Annotated in this window: 17 protein-coding genes; 8 read left to right on the top strand and 9 right to left on the bottom strand. The window is 47.0% G+C overall.

What is annotated here, in order from left to right; all coding sequences use genetic code 11:
- Nucleotides 1-130 precede the first annotated feature (130 nt).
- From hemG to ACF8CV_RS06045, 3 genes are read right to left on the bottom strand one after another with little or no spacing between them, the layout of a single operon-like run.
- Nucleotides 131-658: a menaquinone-dependent protoporphyrinogen IX dehydrogenase gene (hemG, locus tag ACF8CV_RS06055; protein WP_005465051.1), complete on the bottom strand. Its 528-nt coding sequence runs from the start codon at nucleotides 656-658 to the stop codon at nucleotides 131-133.
- Nucleotides 659-667: 9 nt separating this feature from the next.
- Entirely contained in the window at nucleotides 668-2,125 is a 1,458-nt protein-coding gene (locus tag ACF8CV_RS06050; RefSeq protein WP_005465049.1) for a TrkH family potassium uptake protein, read from the bottom strand.
- Between the two features lie 46 nt (nucleotides 2,126-2,171).
- Nucleotides 2,172-2,795, bottom strand: a complete 624-nt coding sequence (locus tag ACF8CV_RS06045) for a YigZ family protein (RefSeq protein ID WP_017449305.1) — start codon at nucleotides 2,793-2,795, stop codon at nucleotides 2,172-2,174.
- Between the two features lie 257 nt (nucleotides 2,796-3,052).
- Between ACF8CV_RS06045 and fadB the strand changes: the two genes are divergently transcribed.
- From fadB to ACF8CV_RS06030, 3 genes are all read left to right on the top strand, one after another.
- Nucleotides 3,053-5,224, top strand: a complete 2,172-nt coding sequence (gene fadB / locus ACF8CV_RS06040; protein ID WP_025818278.1) for a fatty acid oxidation complex subunit alpha FadB — start codon at nucleotides 3,053-3,055, stop codon at nucleotides 5,222-5,224.
- 15 nt (nucleotides 5,225-5,239) lie between these two features.
- Entirely contained in the window at nucleotides 5,240-6,415 is a 1,176-nt protein-coding gene (gene fadA / locus ACF8CV_RS06035) for an acetyl-CoA C-acyltransferase FadA (RefSeq protein ID WP_005458696.1), read from the top strand.
- Between the two features lie 239 nt (nucleotides 6,416-6,654).
- A complete protein-coding gene (locus ACF8CV_RS06030) occupies nucleotides 6,655-7,635 on the top strand; it encodes an MDR family oxidoreductase (RefSeq protein WP_025613020.1) in 981 nt (326 codons plus the stop codon).
- Nucleotides 7,636-7,724: 89 nt separating this feature from the next.
- Here the strand turns inward: ACF8CV_RS06030 and ACF8CV_RS06025 are convergent, their stop codons facing one another.
- Nucleotides 7,725-8,666, bottom strand: coding sequence for a LysR family transcriptional regulator (locus ACF8CV_RS06025; RefSeq protein WP_005458693.1), 942 nt, complete (start codon nucleotides 8,664-8,666; stop codon nucleotides 7,725-7,727).
- A 165-nt stretch (nucleotides 8,667-8,831) separates the two neighbouring features.
- Nucleotides 8,832-9,014 (bottom strand): hypothetical protein, encoded by a 183-nt coding sequence (locus tag ACF8CV_RS06020; RefSeq protein WP_005458692.1) that lies wholly within the window; start codon nucleotides 9,012-9,014, stop codon nucleotides 8,832-8,834.
- A 132-nt stretch (nucleotides 9,015-9,146) separates the two neighbouring features.
- Here ACF8CV_RS06020 and tusA point away from each other — a divergent pair, with 132 nt between their 5' ends.
- The gene (gene tusA, locus ACF8CV_RS06015) at nucleotides 9,147-9,395 is read left to right on the top strand and encodes a sulfurtransferase TusA (protein ID WP_005426051.1); all 249 of its coding nucleotides are present in this window, start codon (nucleotides 9,147-9,149) and stop codon (nucleotides 9,393-9,395) included.
- A 44-nt stretch (nucleotides 9,396-9,439) separates the two neighbouring features.
- Here tusA and ACF8CV_RS06010 read toward each other — a convergent pair whose 3' ends face one another.
- Nucleotides 9,440-9,700, bottom strand: coding sequence for a hypothetical protein (locus ACF8CV_RS06010; RefSeq protein WP_005497541.1), 261 nt, complete (start codon nucleotides 9,698-9,700; stop codon nucleotides 9,440-9,442).
- Between the two features lie 206 nt (nucleotides 9,701-9,906).
- A complete protein-coding gene (locus tag ACF8CV_RS06005) occupies nucleotides 9,907-10,461 on the bottom strand; it encodes a TMEM165/GDT1 family protein (protein WP_020904413.1) in 555 nt (184 codons plus the stop codon).
- A 481-nt stretch (nucleotides 10,462-10,942) separates the two neighbouring features.
- Here ACF8CV_RS06005 and glyQ point away from each other — a divergent pair, with 481 nt between their 5' ends.
- From glyQ to ACF8CV_RS05985, 4 genes are all read left to right on the top strand, one after another.
- Nucleotides 10,943-11,860 (top strand): glycine--tRNA ligase subunit alpha, encoded by a 918-nt coding sequence (gene glyQ / locus ACF8CV_RS06000; RefSeq protein WP_005458688.1) that lies wholly within the window; start codon nucleotides 10,943-10,945, stop codon nucleotides 11,858-11,860.
- A gap of 13 nt (nucleotides 11,861-11,873) precedes the next feature.
- Nucleotides 11,874-13,940 (top strand): glycine--tRNA ligase subunit beta, encoded by a 2,067-nt coding sequence (glyS, locus tag ACF8CV_RS05995; RefSeq protein WP_054391165.1) that lies wholly within the window; start codon nucleotides 11,874-11,876, stop codon nucleotides 13,938-13,940.
- 217 nt (nucleotides 13,941-14,157) lie between these two features.
- Nucleotides 14,158-16,242 (top strand): alpha-amylase, encoded by a 2,085-nt coding sequence (locus ACF8CV_RS05990; RefSeq protein WP_138938564.1) that lies wholly within the window; start codon nucleotides 14,158-14,160, stop codon nucleotides 16,240-16,242.
- Nucleotides 16,243-16,459: 217 nt separating this feature from the next.
- Nucleotides 16,460-17,713, top strand: a complete 1,254-nt coding sequence (locus ACF8CV_RS05985; protein WP_138938563.1) for a valine--pyruvate transaminase — start codon at nucleotides 16,460-16,462, stop codon at nucleotides 17,711-17,713.
- Nucleotides 17,714-17,797: 84 nt separating this feature from the next.
- On the opposite strand, the gene ACF8CV_RS05980 is transcribed toward ACF8CV_RS05985, so the two are convergent.
- Nucleotides 17,798-18,235 (bottom strand): Hsp20 family protein, encoded by a 438-nt coding sequence (locus ACF8CV_RS05980; protein WP_005458680.1) that lies wholly within the window; start codon nucleotides 18,233-18,235, stop codon nucleotides 17,798-17,800.
- Nucleotides 18,236-18,773: 538 nt separating this feature from the next.
- Entirely contained in the window at nucleotides 18,774-19,190 is a 417-nt protein-coding gene (locus ACF8CV_RS05975; protein ID WP_005486183.1) for a GreA/GreB family elongation factor, read from the bottom strand.
- Nucleotides 19,191-19,447: the final 257 nt, after the last annotated feature.

Genomic DNA, 19,447 nt, shown 5'->3' with positions numbered 1-19,447 from the left:
CGTTGCCGTGTCAGCGAGGTGGCATTATAGAGATTGCGATCACATTGGCAAGCCCTTTTTCACGTTTTTTTTGATTTTTTTATCGTTCGGATGAAATTGCAGCAAAACCACTTAAAAGAGCACGTTATTTCTACAGTTCTTTGAATTTATCCGCGAAAAGAGCCACTTTTTCCCAGTTGGTGTACTCCACTTCTTTAGTCGTGTCCGTTTCACCACCAGTCATCGACATAATGAACTTGATCATCATTTTGTCGAACCAACCGTAGCGCGGATAATAAAGGGCACCAGCGAAGACTCCAATTAATGTTGGCTTCCAAGGAGATTTGATTAGGAACTTACGAATGTAGGCACTTCCTTCTGGGGTATCTTTCCCTTGGTCTTCTTTACGGGCGGTTAAGTTCACACAGAAGAAAGCCACTTTATTCTGTTCTAGCTGAGTGAGGTTGCGTTCAATAAATTGATATAGCTTCTTATTTAGGTGACCATAACGAATAGAAGCACCAATGAGCACTTTTTCATATTGGCTGAAATCCATCGTCTCTACATTATGTAAATCCACCAGCTCACATTCAAAGTCTGTTAATTGCTCTTCTATATAATGGAAAATTTTTTTGGTTTGCCCTTCACGAGAAGAGTATAGAAATAATGCTTTTGCCACGATTTCCCCTTAACTACGCCAAAACGTCGGCGTGAGTAGAATAAGTAAGGTAAATATTTCCAGACGACCAAATAGCATGGAGACGATCAGCACCCATTTCGCTTTGTCGTTTACATCACCAAAGTGAAGTGCGACTTCGCCCAATCCAGGACCAAGGTTGTTGAGTGTCGCTGCTACGGCAGAGAATGCACTTAACTCATCCATGCCTGTTGCAATCAAACCCAACATACATACCACAAACACTAACGCGTATGCTGAGAAGAATCCCCATACAGCATCGACCACACGTTGCGGTAGCGCACTACCTCCGACTTTGATGGTGTAAACCGCACGAGGGTGAACCAGACGTTTAAGTTCACGCGCACCTTGTAAGGTAAGAAGCAAAATGCGGATCACTTTCATACCACCACCGGTCGAACCTGCGCATCCTCCTATAAAAGAGGAGAACAGTAACAGCACTGGCAAGAACAATGGCCAATCTGCAAAACCGGTTGTGGTGAAACCTGCGGTTGTCGAGATTGAGACAGTTTGGAACAACGCTTGGTCAAACGCATCATAAGGTGATGTGTAAGAGTGGTGCTTCAATAGTAGTAAGAAGCAAACCAAAAACAGTAACACCTGAATAAAGATGAACGCGCGGAACTCTGGGTCTTTCCAATAATACTTAGGATGAACCCCACCAGAGGCAAATGCTGCAAAGTGCAGAGTGAAGTTACAAGCAGAGATCAGCAAGAACACCACGGTAATCAGGTTAATCGCGTAACTGTCGAAGTAGCCCATGCTGGCATCGTGAGTTGAGAAGCCACCAATCGCAATGGTAGAGAAGCTGTGGCTGATGGCATCAAACGGCGTCATGCCCGCGAGCCAAAAAGCAACCGCACAAGCGATTGTCAGGCTTAAATAGATGTACCACAGCGCTTTTGCTGTCTCGGCTATGCGCGGGGTCATTTTGGTATCTTTCACTGGACCCGGAATTTCTGCGCGGTACAACTGCATCCCACCGATGCCCAACACTGGCAAAATAGCGACCGCGAGTACGATGATCCCCATTCCACCAAACCATTGTAGAAATTGGCGGTAGAACAAAATCGCTTTAGGTAACTCATCAAGGCCGACAATAACGGTCGCCCCTGTCGTGGTTAAAGCAGAGAAGGATTCAAAAAAAGCGTCAGTCACAGAAATGTTGGGATTATCTGCGATTAAAAATGGAAGCGAACCCGCGCTGCCCAAAACCGTCCAGAAAAGAACGACGATAAGAAAGCCATCACGTGATTTGAGCTCATGTTTATGCCGACGGTTAGGAAACCAACACATCGCTCCACAAAAAAGCAGCACAAAAAAAGTCGTGACAAAAGGTACACCAGCGCCGTCTCGATAAAGAAGCGCAACCAGTGCAGGTGCCAACATGGTGACACTAAAAAGCGCGAGCAAAAGCCCGACGATTCGAATAATTGAACGAAATTGCATGGATTGATTGACTAGCGAAGCTGTCCCTGTTGCTTCCTGGTTTTCATTATTGTCCGTCGAGTGGGGTTACAATTGCCTTTGCCCCACTTTTATTGATGATAGCTTGGGTAAACGCGCTCACTTCACGAAGCTCAATTTCCACCACTAATATTACCTGATCGCTATATTCAGCAGCGACTTCTACCGCACCAAATTGAGGCATGATCGACTGTGCGATAGGCATAAACCCATAGTCTAACGTTAGTCTGAGTTTTGTGGTTATTTTTTTCTCAATAGTTTGAAGCAGCTTGAGAGCTTGCTGCACCCCACCGCCGTAAGCTTTGACTAAACCGCCAGTACCAAGCTTGATGCCCCCTGAATATCGCGTCACTACCGCAGTGATTTCTCCCACGCCAGAGCCCGATAGCTGCGCCAAAATTGGCTTGCCAGCAGTCCCGGACGGCTCGCCGTCATCGCTAAAGCCCCATTTCATTGAATCTTCAGGTCTGCCCGCTACGAATCCCCAGCAATTGTGTCTTGCATCCGAGTGTTTGGCTTTAATTTGATCAACAAACGCCTTCGCCGCATCAACGCTTGGCGTGTGTGCGAGGTAGGTAATAAAGACACTTTTTTTGATTTCTTCTTCAAACAGAGCAGGCGCAGAGGGAATCAGATAAGGCTGGTCATTCATAGCATTAGGTCAATGTTTACTTTGCTCGAAGTCTATCACGAGAGTGAATTCAGAGTCGCATAAGATCTGCCACAGCGCACAATGTTAAACACTTGTTTAAAAAATGTATTGAAATTAAACAATTCGCGATCCAAACTAACTTTACTGGTCAAACCAGAATAAGAATAAACGACTTCCTCGATACTTATTTGCCGACGAATTCAGCACTAACAATAGGTATACAGACAATCCACGATTGTATGTCATGGAGATAGACAATGATTTACCAAGCCGACACCCTACAGGTAAAGGAAATACAAGATGGCATAGCAGAGCTGAGCTTCTGCTCCCCTAAATCCGTAAACAAGCTCGACCTAGCAACGCTAGAGTCTCTCGATAAGGCTCTTGATGCGTTGACTTCACATCAAGGTCTAAAGGGCTTAATGCTCACTTCAGATAAAGATGCGTTCATCGTTGGCGCAGACATCACTGAATTCTTGGGCCTCTTCGCTAAAACAGACGCCGAGCTCGATCAATGGCTACAATTTGCCAATAGCATCTTCAATAAACTAGAAGACTTACCCGTTCCGACAATCTCAGTACTTAAAGGTCACACACTTGGCGGCGGCTGTGAATGCGTACTGGCTACCGACATGCGTATCGGTGACAAAACCACCAGCATTGGCCTACCAGAAACCAAACTGGGCATCATGCCAGGCTTTGGTGGTTGTGTGCGTTTGCCGCGTGTTATCGGTGCAGATAGCGCGATGGAAATCATCACGCAAGGCAAAGCATGTCGTGCAGATGAAGCCTTAAAGATTGGTTTATTGGATGCTGTGGTTGAAACTGATGCGTTGTATGAATCCGCATTGCAAACACTGACTTCAGCTATCAACGAAAAGATCGATTGGCAAGCACGTCGTAAACAAAAAACCTCGCCACTGACACTCAGCAAGCTAGAGTCGATGATGAGCTTCACGATGGCAAAAGGCCTAGTGGCACAAAAAGCAGGTCCACACTACCCTGCGCCAATGACTGCAGTTATTACGATTGAAGAAGGCGCACGCTTTGCGCGTAACGAAGCACTCGACATTGAACGCAAATACTTCGTTAAACTCGCGAAATCAGAAGAAGCCAAAGCTCTGGTTGGTCTGTTCCTCAACGACCAATACATCAAAGGCATCGCGAAAAAAGCGGCGAAATCAGCAAGCAAAGACACTGAGCGAGCAGCGGTATTAGGTGCAGGCATCATGGGTGGTGGCATTGCTTACCAATCTGCGCTGAAAGGCGTGCCAGTATTGATGAAAGACATTGCCCAACCATCTCTCGATTTAGGTATGACCGAAGCGTCTAAACTGCTGAACAAACGCCTTGCTCAAGGTCGTATCGACGGCTTCAAGATGGCGGGAATTTTGGCATCAATTACCCCAAGCCTACATTACGCAGGCATCGAAAATTCAGATGTGATTGTTGAAGCCGTTGTCGAAAATCCAAAAGTAAAAGCAGCGGTACTGAGCGAAGTCGAATCGCACGTTGGTGAAGACACCGTCATTACATCAAACACATCGACGATTCCAATCAACCTATTGGCACAATCACTTAAACGCCCAGAAAATTTCTGTGGTATGCACTTCTTTAACCCTGTGCATCGCATGCCTTTGGTTGAAATCATCCGTGGTGAGAAAACTTCTGATGAAACCATCAACCGCGTAGTGGCTTACGCAGCGAAAATGGGTAAATCCCCAATCGTCGTGAACGACTGTCCGGGATTCTTCGTCAACCGCGTATTATTCCCGTACTTTGGCGGTTTCAGCATGTTGCTTCGTGACGGTGCAGACTTCACTAAAGTCGACAAAGTCATGGAACGCAAATTTGGCTGGCCGATGGGCCCGGCGTACTTGCTTGATGTAGTCGGCATCGATACTGCGCACCACGCACAAGCGGTGATGGCAGAAGGTTTCCCTGAGCGAATGGGAAAACAAGGTCGTGACGCGATTGATGCTCTATTCGAAGCCAACAAATACGGTCAGAAGAATGGCAACGGTTTCTACAGCTACACCATTGATAAAAAAGGTAAGCCTAAGAAAACCTTCACTGAAGATATCTTGCCAGTACTGGCAGACGTCTGCGCGGATAAACAAGAGTTCGATGAGCAGACCATCATCCAACGTATGATGATTCCGATGATCAACGAAGTGGTGCTGTGTCTGCAAGAAGGCATTATTGCAACCCCTCAAGAAGCAGATATGGCGCTGGTTTACGGCCTTGGTTTCCCTCCATTCCGCGGCGGTGTATTCCGCTACCTAGACAGCGTAGGTATTGCTGAATTTGTTGAAATGGCAAAACAGCACGCTGATCTAGGCGCGATGTACCATGTTCCGCAAATGCTGATTGATATGGCGGCGAAAGGCGAAAGCTTCTACGGCGCGCAACAGCAAGGTTCTATCTAAGGAGGGATTCCCAAAATGACTAATCAAACCAGAAACGTTGTCGTAGTCGATTGTCTACGTACCCCAATGGGTCGCTCTAAAGGTGGTGCTTTCCGTCATACTCGTGCAGAAGACCTTTCTGCGCACCTAATGAAAGGCATTCTGGCACGCAACCCACAAGTGAACCCAAGTGAGATTGAAGACATCTACTGGGGCTGTGTGCAACAAACGCTTGAGCAAGGCTTTAACATCGCGCGTAATGCAGCGCTGCTTGCTGGCCTACCAATTGAGATTGGCGCGGTAACCGTGAACCGTCTGTGTGGCTCATCTATGCAAGCCCTGCATGATGGTACTCGTGCAATCATGACAGGTGACGCGGAAATTTGCCTGATCGGCGGTGTCGAGCACATGGGTCACGTACCAATGAACCACGGTGTAGACTTCCATCCTGGCATGTCGAAAAACGTCGCCAAAGCCGCTGGCATGATGGGTTTAACCGCTGAAATGCTTGGTAAGCTTCATGGTATCAGCCGTGAGCAACAAGATGAGTTTGCGGCGCGCTCTCATGCTCGTGCTCACGCAGCAACATTGGAAGGTCGCTTTAAAAACGAAATCCTACCAACCGAAGGCCACGCAGCAGACGGTACGTTGTTCCAGTTAGATTACGATGAAGTGATTCGTCCAGAGACCACCGTTGAAGGTCTGTCTCAACTTCGTCCGGTATTCGACCCAGCGAACGGTACTGTAACAGCCGGCACGTCTTCCGCTTTATCTGATGGTGCATCCGCAATGCTGATCATGAGCGAAGAGAAAGCCAATGAACTTGGTTTGAAGATTCGCGCACGAATCAAAGGCATGGCGATCGCAGGTTGCGATCCATCCATCATGGGTTACGGCCCTGTACCTGCAACGCAAAAAGCGCTGAAACGTGCAGGTCTTGCAATTGAAGATATGGACGTTGTCGAGCTAAACGAAGCGTTTGCAGCGCAATCTCTGCCATGTGCGAAAGACCTAGGTCTGCTTGAGGTGATGGACGAAAAAGTGAACCTGAATGGCGGCGCGATTGCTCTAGGTCACCCATTGGGTTGTTCTGGCGCACGTATCTCAACAACGCTTATCAACCTAATGGAAGCCAAGGACGCCAAATACGGCCTTGCGACCATGTGTATCGGTCTTGGTCAGGGTATCGCTACTGTCTTTGAGCGCCCGTAACCCTTAACATCTCCAGTTAGGTAATCAACCAATACCAGCAAAATTTGGTATTACACTTAAGGCGGCATCTTATGTCGCCTTTTCTTTTATTAGGCACCCTATAATTTATGCACAAAACGCATAAATTAGATGATGAAGTTTCATTTTATTCATAAATAAAGAAGGCATACACTTACAGGCAGTTAATGGCTTGCTGCTCGTGGCATTCCTGCCGCGCTATCGCACACTCGGAGAACCTTATGTTTAATGCTCTAGTTCTAAACCAAGAAGACAAACGTACTATCGCAAACATCGAACAAATCGATGAAACACAACTGCCGGAAGGCGACGTACTGATTGACGTTGATTACTCATCGTTAAACTACAAGGACGGCCTTGCGATCACAGGGAAAGGTAAAATCATCCGCAACTTCCCAATGGTACCAGGCATTGATCTAGCGGGTACGGTCGTAAGCTCTGACGATGCACGCTACCAAGCAGGCGATAAAGTCGTTCTTACTGGCTGGGGTGTCGGCGAAAACCACTGGGGCGGTATGGCGCAACGTGCTCGTCTAAAAGCGGATTGGTTGGTTCCTCTACCAAAAGGCTTAGACAGCAAAAAAGCAATGATGGTCGGTACAGCTGGCTTTACCGCAATGCTGTGTGTTCAAGCTCTGCTGGATGCTGACATCAAACCAGAAGCTGGCGAAATCCTTGTCACTGGCGCCAGTGGCGGCGTAGGTTCGGTGGCAGTGACGCTTCTGGCTCAACTGGGCTACAAAGTGGCAGCCGTTACTGGTCGTGTTGAACAAAACGGTCCACTTTTAGAAAAACTGGGCGCAAGTCGCATCATCGACCGTGTTGAATTTGAAGAGCCTGCACGCCCACTAGAAAAACAAATTTGGGCTGGCGCAGTCGACACCGTTGGCAGCAAAGTGCTAGCGAAAGTATTGGCGCAAATGGATTACAACAGCGCCGTCGCGGCGTGTGGTCTTGCTGGCGGTTTTGACCTGCCAACCACAGTAATGCCGTTCATCCTACGTAATGTGCGTCTGCAAGGTGTGGATTCCGTGATGTGTCCAACCGAAAAACGCATCGCAGCGTGGGAAAAACTGGTTGAGCTACTACCAGACAGCTACTTCGAGCAAGCGTGTACTGAAGTAGCGCTCGCTGAAGCGCCCAAATACGCCGAAGATATTACCAACGGCCAGGTAACCGGTCGCATTGTTATCAAGCTATAGTCATCAAGCTGTAGCTATAAAGCTATAGTTATCAAGCTACAAGTCAGCACTTCACGTAAATAGAGCCAGCGTTGCTGGCTCTTTTATTATTAGTTCAATCCCATGTCTTCGATTCGCTTTGCAATCAGCCTGCTGCACTCTTCACGCACAACGGAGCGCAGCCATTCTTGAGCAGGAGAATGCTCACAGCGCGCATGCCAAATCATCGAATAATCAAAAGGCGTAAATTGGAATGGTAACGGTTTTACGACTAGGTCATAGCGCTCAGCAACCAGATACGCCAAATCTGCCGGAACGGTAATGATGATAGGCAGAGTATCCACAATCGCCAGCGCAGCTTCTAAATGGTACGCACGCAGCACCATTTTGCGTTGCGGCTTGTCGATTAAAGCTTGCTCAATCAACGCTTTCACTCCGTCACTGATGGCAATCATCGCGTGAGGGTGGCTCAAATAGTCGTCCAAACTCATCTCTTGATTCGCCAAAGGATGCTGTTTGGACAGTAAACACAACACGCCAACGCGACCAAGAATCTCGCTACGCAGCGGCTCTACGGGGCCAGTTGGGCGACAAATGGCGAGATCGGCCCCTTCATAAGTCAACTGATCGGATAAACGGTCATGCTGCAAAGGCAAAAAGTTAAACGACACATTCGGCGCTTCTTGATAAATGCGCGGTAAAGCAAACGGCAGGATAGTTTGCATAGCGTAGTCCGTGGTCGCGATGGTGAACGTCTGATCGCACTGCTGAGGATCGAACTCGACGGGCGACAACAATTGGCGCAGCGATTCCAACGGTTCACCTAAAGAGCGATCAATTTCTAGCGCTTTTTGGGTTGGGATCAAGTGCTGACCTTGGCGCGTAAACAGCGGATCACCAAGCAGATCGCGTAATCGCCCTAACACACGACTCATCGCCGATTGGCTTAAATTAAGGCGAGTTGCCGCCTTACTGACGCTGCTTTCTTCAATCAGTACACGCAACGCGACTAATAAATTCAGATCTCGGCGATAGATGTCTTCTAGTTCCACGATTTGCCACTTACAATGCGAGGGTTTTATCAAATTGTACTCTTCAGGCAAAAAAAATCCCGCCTTTCAGCGGGGAAGCCCAAGAAAAATGGGGATAGTGTCGGAATGAAGTGTTGGTAAAAATAGGTGAGCGGTATTGTTCATGTTTGATTGAGGCAAGAGGCGCTAATTCTCTTGCTCTGATGCACCTGACCATTTGTGCATCTCAATCCAAATCCCAATAATGGTTGCACTCATGCCTGCTAAAGGCATCAATGAGGTTTCAGCTGGCGTTCTAAGTACCAATGCACAGAACGAGATAAAACACAGCACTGAGTAAATCGTGAGTCTGTCTAACGCTGTTAACATCGCCTCTCCTTGCCAGTTGTTACCAAATTGTTAATTTAAGGTAAAACAAAAAAATCCGTTTGCCAAGTGGTTATTGAATATTTTTTCAACGAACGTAAAATTCACCGCTAAGTTAGTTACGAGAATCACACTATGAGCTTTAATCCTGAACTGGCAACAAAGACGTTAGAGGCGGAAGGACTGCGCTGCCCAGAGCCAGTGATGATGGTCAGGAAGACAATTCGCAACATGCAAGATGGTGAGGTTTTGCTAGTAAAAGCGGACGACCCATCGACAACTCGAGATATTCCGAGTTTCTGCCGCTTTATGGATCACCAGTTGATTGCAGCGCAAACAGAACAACTGCCTTATCAGTACCTGATTAAGAAAGGTTTGGAATAATCTCAGTGAGATCAAAAACGGCAGCCCAGTGGGCTGCCGTTTGTTTATTCGTCATATTCTAGTGTGCGAACTTCAGATTGGAGTTTGTTAAGTTGTTTCTGCATCGCACGTATTTCTTCATGCATTGGAATAATGTGCGCCACCCGAATCCACGCTTCAACCGTCAAGCCAGTAAGAATGAACGTCCCTGCCACAATCGGCAACCACATATCAGTCAGTACCATCGCTAACAAGCACAGCGCCAAACCAAAGGTGAATAAATAACTCTGACTCTTTGGGGTCATCCCCATGTAACGTGTAAGCATAAACTTGCCCTCTCGCTATCATTCACACCATTAAACTACCATGACAAGTATGACACTAATATGTCATCCGTCACGCTACGGAGCGATTTTAAGTCAGAGTTTGAGCTGCGCCACTAATTCGCTAGTTATTGATAATTCGCACCATTTTAACGATTGTTCGCAGATAACGTTTTTCCTTTTCAGGCTACGTTATCCGCTTCAAGCCATTAAAAGAAGGCCGCACCAATAGCCAACAACACGAACAAAATAGCGGTTACTTTACGGATCAAACCCAATGGCATCTTGTCTGCTGAAAGCTTGCCAATCAACACCACTGGTACGTTGGCCAACAGCATACCAATGGTCGTGCCAAGTATGACCCAACTCAGCGCATCCGCGTATTGCGCGCCTAGAATGGAAGTCGCAATCTGAGTTTTATCACCGATTTCGGCGACAAAGAAGGCAATAAAGCTGGCAATGAATGGTCCACGATTCGAGATTTCTTCGTCGTCATCCAGTTTGTCTGGGATCAGAACCCAAGCGGCCATGGCAATAAAACTGACCACCAGCACCCATTTTAAAACATCAGGAGATAGATAGTCGGCCACTACCACACCTAACCATGCAGCTAAAGCGTGGTTGGCAATGGTCGCCAAAAAGATGGCTGCAATAATTGGAATGGGTTTGCGGTAACGACTGGCAAGTAATAGGGATAGCAATTGGGTCTTATCGCCAATTTCTGCTAACGCCACAGTAGTAATTGAAATAGCTAAAACGCTCACGACATGCTCATTGGGGCGGGATAATTATTTTAACCATAGACAAACCTCACGCCCCACCCCGGTTCGTGATGATTTGTCTAAGGTCTTGCTAAACTTGAAAGGCTTCAAGTCTCGAACGCCATGGTGATTTTGCACCAATTATGTTGACGAACGAACCGGATGAAACAGAGACTTCATCAGGTAAGCTACTCCCCAAAGACAGGCGCAATTCTAGCCACCTTTGTTGCGCATCACAAGAGTCAAAGCAGGTGAAAACTCCCTTTTAGGAAAAATACAGCAGATAACGCGGTAAAAATTCATTAAAGGAGAAAATTGCCCACGAATTAATCAAGATTAGCTCTACTCCCATGCTCAATATCTGGTTATACTTGATTGTTATTTTATTCAACCGTAATTACTCTTTATCGCCCTTGTTTGAGTTGAAAAACTCGGCATACGAGACGAATTAATGAGTAACTAGAGAATCGCGCGAACCTGACTTATGCAAAAATACGATATCAAAACCTTCCAGGGAATGATCCTCGCGCTGCAGGATTATTGGGCTCAAAATGGTTGTACCATTGTTCAACCGCTAGATATGGAAGTGGGTGCGGGTACCTCTCACCCAATGACCTGTCTACGAGCGCTTGGCCCAGAGCCAATGTCGACAGCTTACGTACAACCTTCACGTCGTCCTACTGATGGCCGTTACGGTGAAAACCCTAACCGTCTTCAGCACTACTACCAATTCCAAGTAGCGCTAAAACCATCGCCTGACAATATTCAAGAGTTGTACCTTGGCTCCCTTGAAGTTCTTGGTATTGACCCACTTGTACACGACATCCGTTTCGTAGAAGACAACTGGGAAAACCCAACACTAGGCGCATGGGGTCTAGGCTGGGAAGTTTGGCTAAACGGCATGGAAGTAACTCAGTTTACTTACTTCCAACAAGTTGGCGGCCTTGAGTGTAAACCGGTAACGGGTGAGATCACTTACGGTATCGAACGTCTAGCAATGTACATCCAAGAAGTAGACTCTGTTTACGACCTAACTTGGAACATCGCGCCAGACGGCAGCAAGGTAACTTACGGTGACATTTTCCACCAAAACGAAGTTGAGCAATCAACTTACAACTTCGAACACGCAGACGTTGATTTCCTATTCAGCTTCTTCGACCAGTGTGAAAAAGAATCGAAAGAACTACTCGAGCTAGAAAAACCGCTACCTCTGCCTGCTTACGAGCGCATCTTGAAAGCGGCACACGCGTTCAACTTGTTAGACGCACGCAAAGCAATCTCTGTTACAGAGCGTCAACGTTACATCCTGCGCATCCGCAATCTGACTAAAGCAGTAGCAGAAGCATACTACGCATCGCGTGAAGCTCTTGGCTTCCCAATGTGTAAGAAAGAACAAGCGTAAGGGGTAGAGTAACATGGCAAAAGAATTTCTAATCGAGCTAGGTACAGAAGAGCTACCACCAACGCAACTTCGTACTCTAGCTGAAGCATTCGCAGCAAACTTCGAAGCAGAACTAAAAGGCGCTGAGCTTGCTCACGAAGGCGTAAAATGGTTCGCGGCACCTCGTCGTCTTGCACTAAAAGTCGCAGCATTGGCAGAAAGCCAATCAGACAAAGTAGTTGAAAAACGTGGTCCTGCGGTTTCTGCAGCATTTGACGCGGAAGGCAACCCGACCAAAGCAGCTCAAGGCTGGGCACGCGGTTGTGGCATCACTGTTGACCAAGCTGATCGCATGGTAACCGACAAAGGCGAATGGCTACTGTTCAAACAAGAAGTGAAAGGTCAGCCAACGTCTGAGATCGTAGTTGAACTTGCAGCAAAAGCACTAGCAAACCTACCTATCGCAAAACCAATGCGCTGGGGTAACAAAACGACTCAATTTATCCGTCCAGTTAAGACGCTAACCATGCTAATGGGCAGCGACCTAATCGAAGGCGAGATCCTTGGTGTCGCTTCAGGCCGCACTATCCGTGGTCACCGCTTCATGGGTGAAAAAGAGTTCACTATCGATTCAGCTGAGCAATACCCTGCGATCCTAGAAGAGCGCGGTAAAGTAATGGCAGATTACGAAGCGCGTAAAGCAATCATCCTAGCTGACGCACAAAAAGCGGCAGCAGCGGTTGGCGGTATCGCTGATCTAGAAGATGACCTAGTAGAAGAAGTCACGTCTCTGGTTGAATGGCCAGTAGTTCTAACAGCGAAGTTTGAAGAAGAGTTCCTAAAAGTGCCTTCTGAAGCGTTGGTTTACACTATGAAAGGTGACCAAAAATACTTCCCTGTTTACGATGACAACAAGAAGCTACTACCTAACTTCATCTTCGTATCGAACATCGAATCAAAAGAGCCTCGTTACGTAATTGAAGGTAACGAGAAAGTAGTTCGTCCTCGTCTTGCTGACGCAGAGTTCTTCTTCAACACAGACCGTAAGCGTCCGCTTATCGACCGTCTGCCTGAACTAGAACAAGCGATCTTCCAACAGCAACTGGGTACGATCAAAGACAAAACAGACCGCATCACAGAACTTGCTGGCTACATTGCTGAGCAAATCGGTGCTGATGTTGAGAAATCAAAGCGTGCTGGTCTACTAGCAAAATGTGACCTAATGACCTCAATGGTATTCGAATTCACGGATACTCAAGGTGTGATGGGTATGCACTACGCGCGCCACGACGGTGAAGCAGAAGAAGTTGCAGTAGCACTGAATGAGCAATACATGCCTCGTTTCGCAGGTGATGAACTGCCATCTAACGGCGTTTCAACCGCAGTTGCAATGGCAGACAAGCTAGACACTATCGTCGGTATCTTCGGTATTGGTCAAGCGCCTAAAGGCAGCGACCCATTCGCACTACGTCGCGCATCTCTAGGTGTACTACGTATCATCGTTGAATACGGCTACAACCTAGATCTTGTTGACCTAGTAGCAAAAGCGAAGTCACTGTTCGGCGACCGCCTAACCAACGACAACGTTGAACAAGATGTTATCGAGTTCATGCTTGGTCGTTTCCGTGCTTGGTACCAAGACGAAGGCTTCAGCGTAGACATCATTCAAGCGGTACTAGCGCGTCGCCCGACGAAACCAGCAGACTTCGACCAACGTGTTAAAGCGGTTTCTCACTTCCGTGAACTGGAAGCGGCAGAGTCTCTAGCAGCAGCGAACAAACGTGTAGGTAATATCCTAGCGAAGTTCGACGGCGAACTAGCAGAAGAAATTGACCTAGCACTTCTACAAGAAGACGCAGAGAAAGCGCTAGCAGAAAGCGTTGAAGTCATGACTGAAGCACTAGAGCCTGCATTTGCAACCGGTAACTACCAAGAAGCCCTAAGCAAACTAGCTGACCTACGTGAGCCAGTGGATGCGTTCTTCGATAACGTAATGGTAATGGCAGACGACGAAGCACTTAAGAAGAACCGTCTGACACTACTGAACAACCTGCGTAACCTGTTCCTACAGATCGCAGACATTTCTTTGCTTCAAAAGTAATTCATTACTCTTCGAAGTGATTAAGAAATAAGTAAAAGGGAAGCGTCAGCTTCCCTTTTTTGTTGCCTTCAAACGGAGATAACCGGTTCTTATTATTAATTTTGTGAACAAGGCAAAAATTTGTAGGGTGAGACGCGTTGAACTTGTTGGTGCAGAGCTCGGATTGTAGAGGCACAGTTTTGCTATAACTGGGTTGTTTATTCGGGGGAAGGACACAATGAAAAAAACAATTCTCGCACTCTCTATCGGCCTACTGAGCGCCTGCAGCCAAATTCCAGAAAATGCCATCGTATTAAGCGTTGGAGACGATACTGCCGTCTTCGAACCAAACTCAGACGGTTTACTCGTCGCAGAGCAAAAACTAGAAAAAGGCAACTACACCTTTACCATTGCCGACAGCAAACAAACCTGTGGCAACAGCTTTGCGCTAGCGGAAGAAAGCCGCATCAAATTCAATACACCATTAAAAATGGATAACTGCGCAACCGACACATCTATGCCGCTGCGCATTTTCAAAGCCAATACCTACCTCTTCACGCTCAATCCAGACACCAATGAGCTAACCGTTAAAATCAAACCAAAACAAAGTCAGGACATCACCTATTCTTGCCCTGTTGCAACCGACACAGCTAAAACCATCAACGTAGCCCAAACCTTTACTGATGGCACTGTTGTTCGTGACGCCTTAACCGGGCAAGAAGCCACCGTCGCCAATGGCAGCGTAACCATGCAACCAGGCCCGATTAGCCAAGGTCTATTACTGTTAGAAGAGGTTGATCAGCAAGCCGAAAAACCTTTCAGCTGGGACAACGCGACGGTGTATTTTGTCATGACCGACCGCTTCTACAATGGTAACCCAGACAATGACAACAGCTACGGTCGCAGCAAAGACGGCAAATACGAGATTGGTACTTTCCACGGTGGTGACTTAGCGGGTCTGACGAAAAAACTCGATTACATCGAATCCCTCGGTGTGAATGCCATCTGGATAACTTCACCACTGGAACAAATCCATGGTTGGGTTGGCGGCGGCGATAAGGGCGACTTTAAACACTACGGCTATCACGGCTACTACCACCAAGATTGGACCAAGCTTGATGCCAACATGGGTACCGAAGATGAGCTGAGAACCTTCGTCGATACCGCCCACAAGAAAGGCATCCGCGTGATTTGGGATGTGGTCATGAACCACACCGGCTACGCCACATTAGCTGACATGCAAGAATTTGGATTTGGTCAACTTTACCTTGATGACCAAGAATCCAAACAAGTACTTGGTGAAAAATGGACCGACTGGCAACCAAAATCGGGACAAAGCTGGCACAGCTTCAACGACTACATCAAATACGGTGATAGTGAAGCGTGGGAAAAATGGTGGGGCAAAGATTGGATTCGCACCGACATTGGCGATTACGATGTGCCGGGATACAACGACATCACCATGTCTTTGAACTACCTACCGGATCTCAAAACCGAATCGACGCAGAAAACCGGACTACCAAACTTCTTCCGCAATAAAAACACCAATGCGCAAGATGAGTTGAAAACCCCACGAGAACATCTGATCACATGGCTATCGGATTGGGTACGTGATTACGGCATTGATGGCTTCCGCGTCGATACCGCCAAACACGTTGAGATGGAAGCGTGGGCAGAGCTCAAAGCAAGTACCACTCAAGCCCTCGCCGAATGGAAACAAAACCACCCCGACAAAGCACTCGACGATCTGCCATTTTGGATGACCGGTGAAGTGTGGGCACACAGCGTGGTGAAGAGCCCGTATTTCGATAACGGCTTCGATTCGATCATCAACTTCGAGTTCCAATCTGACGTGGCACCAAAAGCGCTAAAGTGTTTCGCTCAACTTGATAATGATTACCGCCGCTATGCAGAGCGTATTAACTCCGATCCTGAATTCAACGTGTTGAGTTACCTGTCTTCGCACGATACTCAACTGTTTTGGTCGGCACGCAGCCGCAGCTTTGATGACCAAGCTCGCGCCGCCAATGCGTTAATGCTGGCACCGGGTGCAGTACAAATCTACTACGGCGATGAGATTGCCCGTGACTTTGGCGTGACTGGATCCGATCCGACCCAAGGTACACGTTCCGACATGCCATGGGACAAGATTCATGGCGAGCGTGAAGACTTACTACAACATTGGCAGAAATTGGGCGAATTCCGTCAACGCCACCCAGCGGTTGCTCAAGGTAAGCACATCACTCGTAATCAAGAAGGCTACTACGCATTCGAACGCCAATACCAAGACGACAAAGTACTGATTGTTTACACTGGCGAATAACCGACTCACTCCACCAGCAAGGGAAGCATTTCGCTTCCCTTTTTTAATTCCAAATCCTCTCCACCTGGTCTGATGACAAACTTTTTTCTTCTTCGAGTAAATTCACACTTTGCGTCGTAATAACATTAGGGTAAGGTCAAGTATTACTCTATAAGCTGATGTTTCGTCAGCAATCAAGACACATAAAGCAATCACAATGAATTAGGTATATGTAAGCATGCAGTTCTCAAAGTTTGGTGAAAAATTTAATCAGTATTCAGGTATTACGCAGTTAATGGACGATTTGAATGATGGCCTACGCACGCCAGGTGCCATCATGCTCGGTGGGGGTAACCCGGCCGCCATTCCTGCCATGCTCGATTACTTTCACCAAGCCAGTAAAGAAATGCTCGCCAGTGGCGAACTCGTCGCCGCGCTCACTAATTATGATGGCCCTCAGGGTAAAGACGTGTTCGTCAAAGCGCTCGCTCAGCTGTTTCGTGAAACATACGGCTGGGACATCAGTGAGAAGAATATTAGCCTGACGAATGGCAGCCAAAGCGGGTTCTTCTACCTATTTAATTTGTTTGCTGGTCAGCAGCCAGATGGTTCGCACAAAAAAGTCCTGTTGCCTATCGCACCGGAATACATTGGCTACGGTGATGCAGGTATCGATGAAGACATTTTTGTTTCGTACCATCCAGAAATAGAGCTACTCGACAACGGCCTATTCAAATATCACGTTGATTTTGAAAAGCTCACCGTCGATGACTCCGTCGCAGCAATTTGTGCATCTCGCCCAACCAACCCAACAGGTAACGTACTGACTGACGAAGAAGTGCGTAAACTGGACAAATTGGCGCGCGAGAACAACATCCCACTGATCATCGACAATGCGTACGGCTTGCCGTTCCCGAACATCATTTTTGAAGATGTCGAACCGTTCTGGAATGAAAACACCATCCTGTGCATGAGCTTATCTAAACTTGGCTTGCCGGGTGTGCGATGTGGGATTGTGATTGCGAGTGAAGAAATCACCCAAGCACTCACCAATATGAATGGCATCATCAGCTTAGCGCCAGGCAGTGTTGGCCCAGCATTGGCAAACCACATCATCGCTAAAGGCGATCTACTCAAACTGAGTTCAGAGGTGATTAAGCCGTTCTACAAGCAGAAATCACAACGCGCGGTAGAACTGCTACAACAGGCGATTACAGACAAGCGATTCCGTATCCACAAACCTGAAGGGGCGATCTTCTTGTGGTTATGGTTTGATGAGCTGCCAATTACGACAATGGAGTTGTACCAACGCTTGAAAGCGCGTGGCGTGTTGATTGTTCCGGGTGAGTACTTCTTTATTGGTCAGAAAGACGAGTGGGACCATGCTCATCAGTGCTTGCGCATGAACTACGTTCAAGACGATGAGATGATGCAGAAAGGTATCGCGATTATCGCGGAAGAAGTCGAAAAGGCTTACCAACAAGGTCAGTAAAGCAAACTCCCGCATCAAAGACACAAATTAAAAAGAGCGCCAACTGGCGCTCTTTCTCACTCTATAGGGCAAATAACTTGCTGATTAGTTGCTTTCTAGCAGGTTGTTGCCACCGATAGCAATTTTACGTGGTTGCATTGCTTCTGGAATTTCACGAACCAAGTCAATGTGTAATAGGCCGTTTTCCATTGAAGCGCCAGTCACTTTTACATAGTCCGCTAGTTGGAACTTACGTTCAAAATCGCGCTCTGCAATGCCTTGGTACACGTAGTTTTTGCCTTCTTCTGCTTTACGCTCGCCCTTCACGATCAACATGTTTTCATTTTGAGTTAGATCGAGTTGGTCTTCAGAGAAACCAGCAACTGCCATAGTAATACGGTAGTTGTGCTCATCTTTTTGCTCGATGTTGTACGGAGGGTAACCGCCAGAAGTATTTTTCGCTGTATTCGCTTCCATCAGGTTTAGCAGACGATCAAAGCCAATTGCATTACGGTATAGTGGTGAGAAATCTACGTTACGCATAAATCTATCCTCTTTAATTAAGCAATAGTCTTAGTTCGGATGAACTTCATCCTACAGGCGTGTTTATGCAAAAACCGACGCCGAACTAAGAGATTCTTATCATTCCACTGGCCTTGGTTTGGCTCGGAGACATGATATTGAATCTAAAGGTTTAAGTTGTGTGCTAAAACACCATATCCTCTTTTGAGCGATCTCGTTTTAGCGATTCCAGAGGGCTGGTCTTCTAGTCTCTAGCAAGCCAGTCATCCTCTTCACAACTAGATATAAGGTCATCAAAAATCGCTTTCAAGGGACAAAATGAAAAAAATTTCAACGCGCCTATCAAAGACCTCAAATTAAGCTCGCTTTTCCTACGCGACAACAATACAAAGCCCACCTCTTACGGCGGGCTTATAAGCCGCAATTTTTATTTGCGAGATGGTTTACGCGCTTTCACCATTCCTTGCTCGGCCGCTTTCTCTTGCTTCAACTTACGTTTTTCTTTCAAGCTTAACTGGGGTTGCTTCTTGTCTTTTTTACTCATGACTTCACCTCTATTTTACTGACATAACATACAGCTACACACCAGATGCGGTGTTGGCGGCTGTGATTGATGAATGATTTCGGTAATCACAAAGCAGCGGCGCTGGTTGAATATCTCGAGTTCTAAGACCTCATCTTGAGAACGCCCCAACAATCGGGAACCTAAGTACGAGTCAACAGCTAGCATCCCCGCAAGAGGTTGGCTCTTACGTGAATCAACTAACGTCATGCGATATTGATAGGAGCGGTCAAGATCCACTAAGCGAACGGTGTCGCCAATCGCAATTCGGGCTAAGTTGCGACACTGGGTTTGCTGTTCGTAGGCTTCAAACAGCGACAGTAATCTTAGTGGTGATTGATAGGTTAAAAAGCGACTGGTTAACCACCAAGTTCGCAGCGCTAAGCAGTACGCAGTGAACCAGCGTTCAAACATGATATTTTCCTTCTTAATGCCTTGTCTTACAGATAATTGCAGTGCATTGAACCGGAAGTGCGTCACCTCCGGCTTAGTTCAGGAAAATCGTCACCATGTTTTCTAACCTCGTATGATTGGAAAGCTCTACAGCACTATAGCGAGCAGGAAAAAGAAAGCAAAAGCACTCAAGCGAACAAAATGGCAAGAAAAACAGAAAAGGGAAACAAAATTGCGCCGCTACTCAAGCCTCTGGCAGTTAGTAGCAGAAAAGCCAA

Source organism: Vibrio sp. zbq_1, assembly GCF_043102935.1.
Taxonomy (GTDB): domain Bacteria; phylum Pseudomonadota; class Gammaproteobacteria; order Enterobacterales; family Vibrionaceae; genus Vibrio; species Vibrio parahaemolyticus.
The sequence above is the reverse complement of the archived record's forward strand: the minus strand, read 5'-3'. Positions and strand labels throughout refer to the sequence as shown.

Excerpts from the sequence above, each read along its gene's own strand:
- ACF8CV_RS05990 (WP_138938564.1), top strand. The coding sequence starts at position 14,158 with ATGAAAAAAACAATTCTCGCACTCTCTATCGGCCTACTGAGCGCCTGC.
- glyQ (WP_005458688.1), top strand. The coding sequence starts at position 10,943 with ATGCAAAAATACGATATCAAAACCTTCCAGGGAATGATCCTCGCGCTG.
- ACF8CV_RS06010 (WP_005497541.1), bottom strand. The coding sequence starts at position 9,700 with ATGCTTACACGTTACATGGGGATGACCCCAAAGAGTCAGAGTTATTTA.
- fadB (WP_025818278.1), top strand. The coding sequence starts at position 3,053 with ATGATTTACCAAGCCGACACCCTACAGGTAAAGGAAATACAAGATGGC.
- ACF8CV_RS05985 (WP_138938563.1), top strand. The coding sequence starts at position 16,460 with ATGCAGTTCTCAAAGTTTGGTGAAAAATTTAATCAGTATTCAGGTATT.
- glyS (WP_054391165.1), top strand. The coding sequence starts at position 11,874 with ATGGCAAAAGAATTTCTAATCGAGCTAGGTACAGAAGAGCTACCACCA.
- ACF8CV_RS06020 (WP_005458692.1), bottom strand. The coding sequence starts at position 9,014 with ATGTTAACAGCGTTAGACAGACTCACGATTTACTCAGTGCTGTGTTTT.
- fadA (WP_005458696.1), top strand. The coding sequence starts at position 5,240 with ATGACTAATCAAACCAGAAACGTTGTCGTAGTCGATTGTCTACGTACC.
- ACF8CV_RS05975 (WP_005486183.1), bottom strand. The coding sequence starts at position 19,190 with ATGTTTGAACGCTGGTTCACTGCGTACTGCTTAGCGCTGCGAACTTGG.
- ACF8CV_RS06045 (WP_017449305.1), bottom strand. The coding sequence starts at position 2,795 with ATGAATGACCAGCCTTATCTGATTCCCTCTGCGCCTGCTCTGTTTGAA.
- ACF8CV_RS05980 (WP_005458680.1), bottom strand. The coding sequence starts at position 18,235 with ATGCGTAACGTAGATTTCTCACCACTATACCGTAATGCAATTGGCTTT.
- tusA (WP_005426051.1), top strand. The coding sequence starts at position 9,147 with ATGAGCTTTAATCCTGAACTGGCAACAAAGACGTTAGAGGCGGAAGGA.
- ACF8CV_RS06030 (WP_025613020.1), top strand. The coding sequence starts at position 6,655 with ATGTTTAATGCTCTAGTTCTAAACCAAGAAGACAAACGTACTATCGCA.
- ACF8CV_RS06050 (WP_005465049.1), bottom strand. The coding sequence starts at position 2,125 with ATGCAATTTCGTTCAATTATTCGAATCGTCGGGCTTTTGCTCGCGCTT.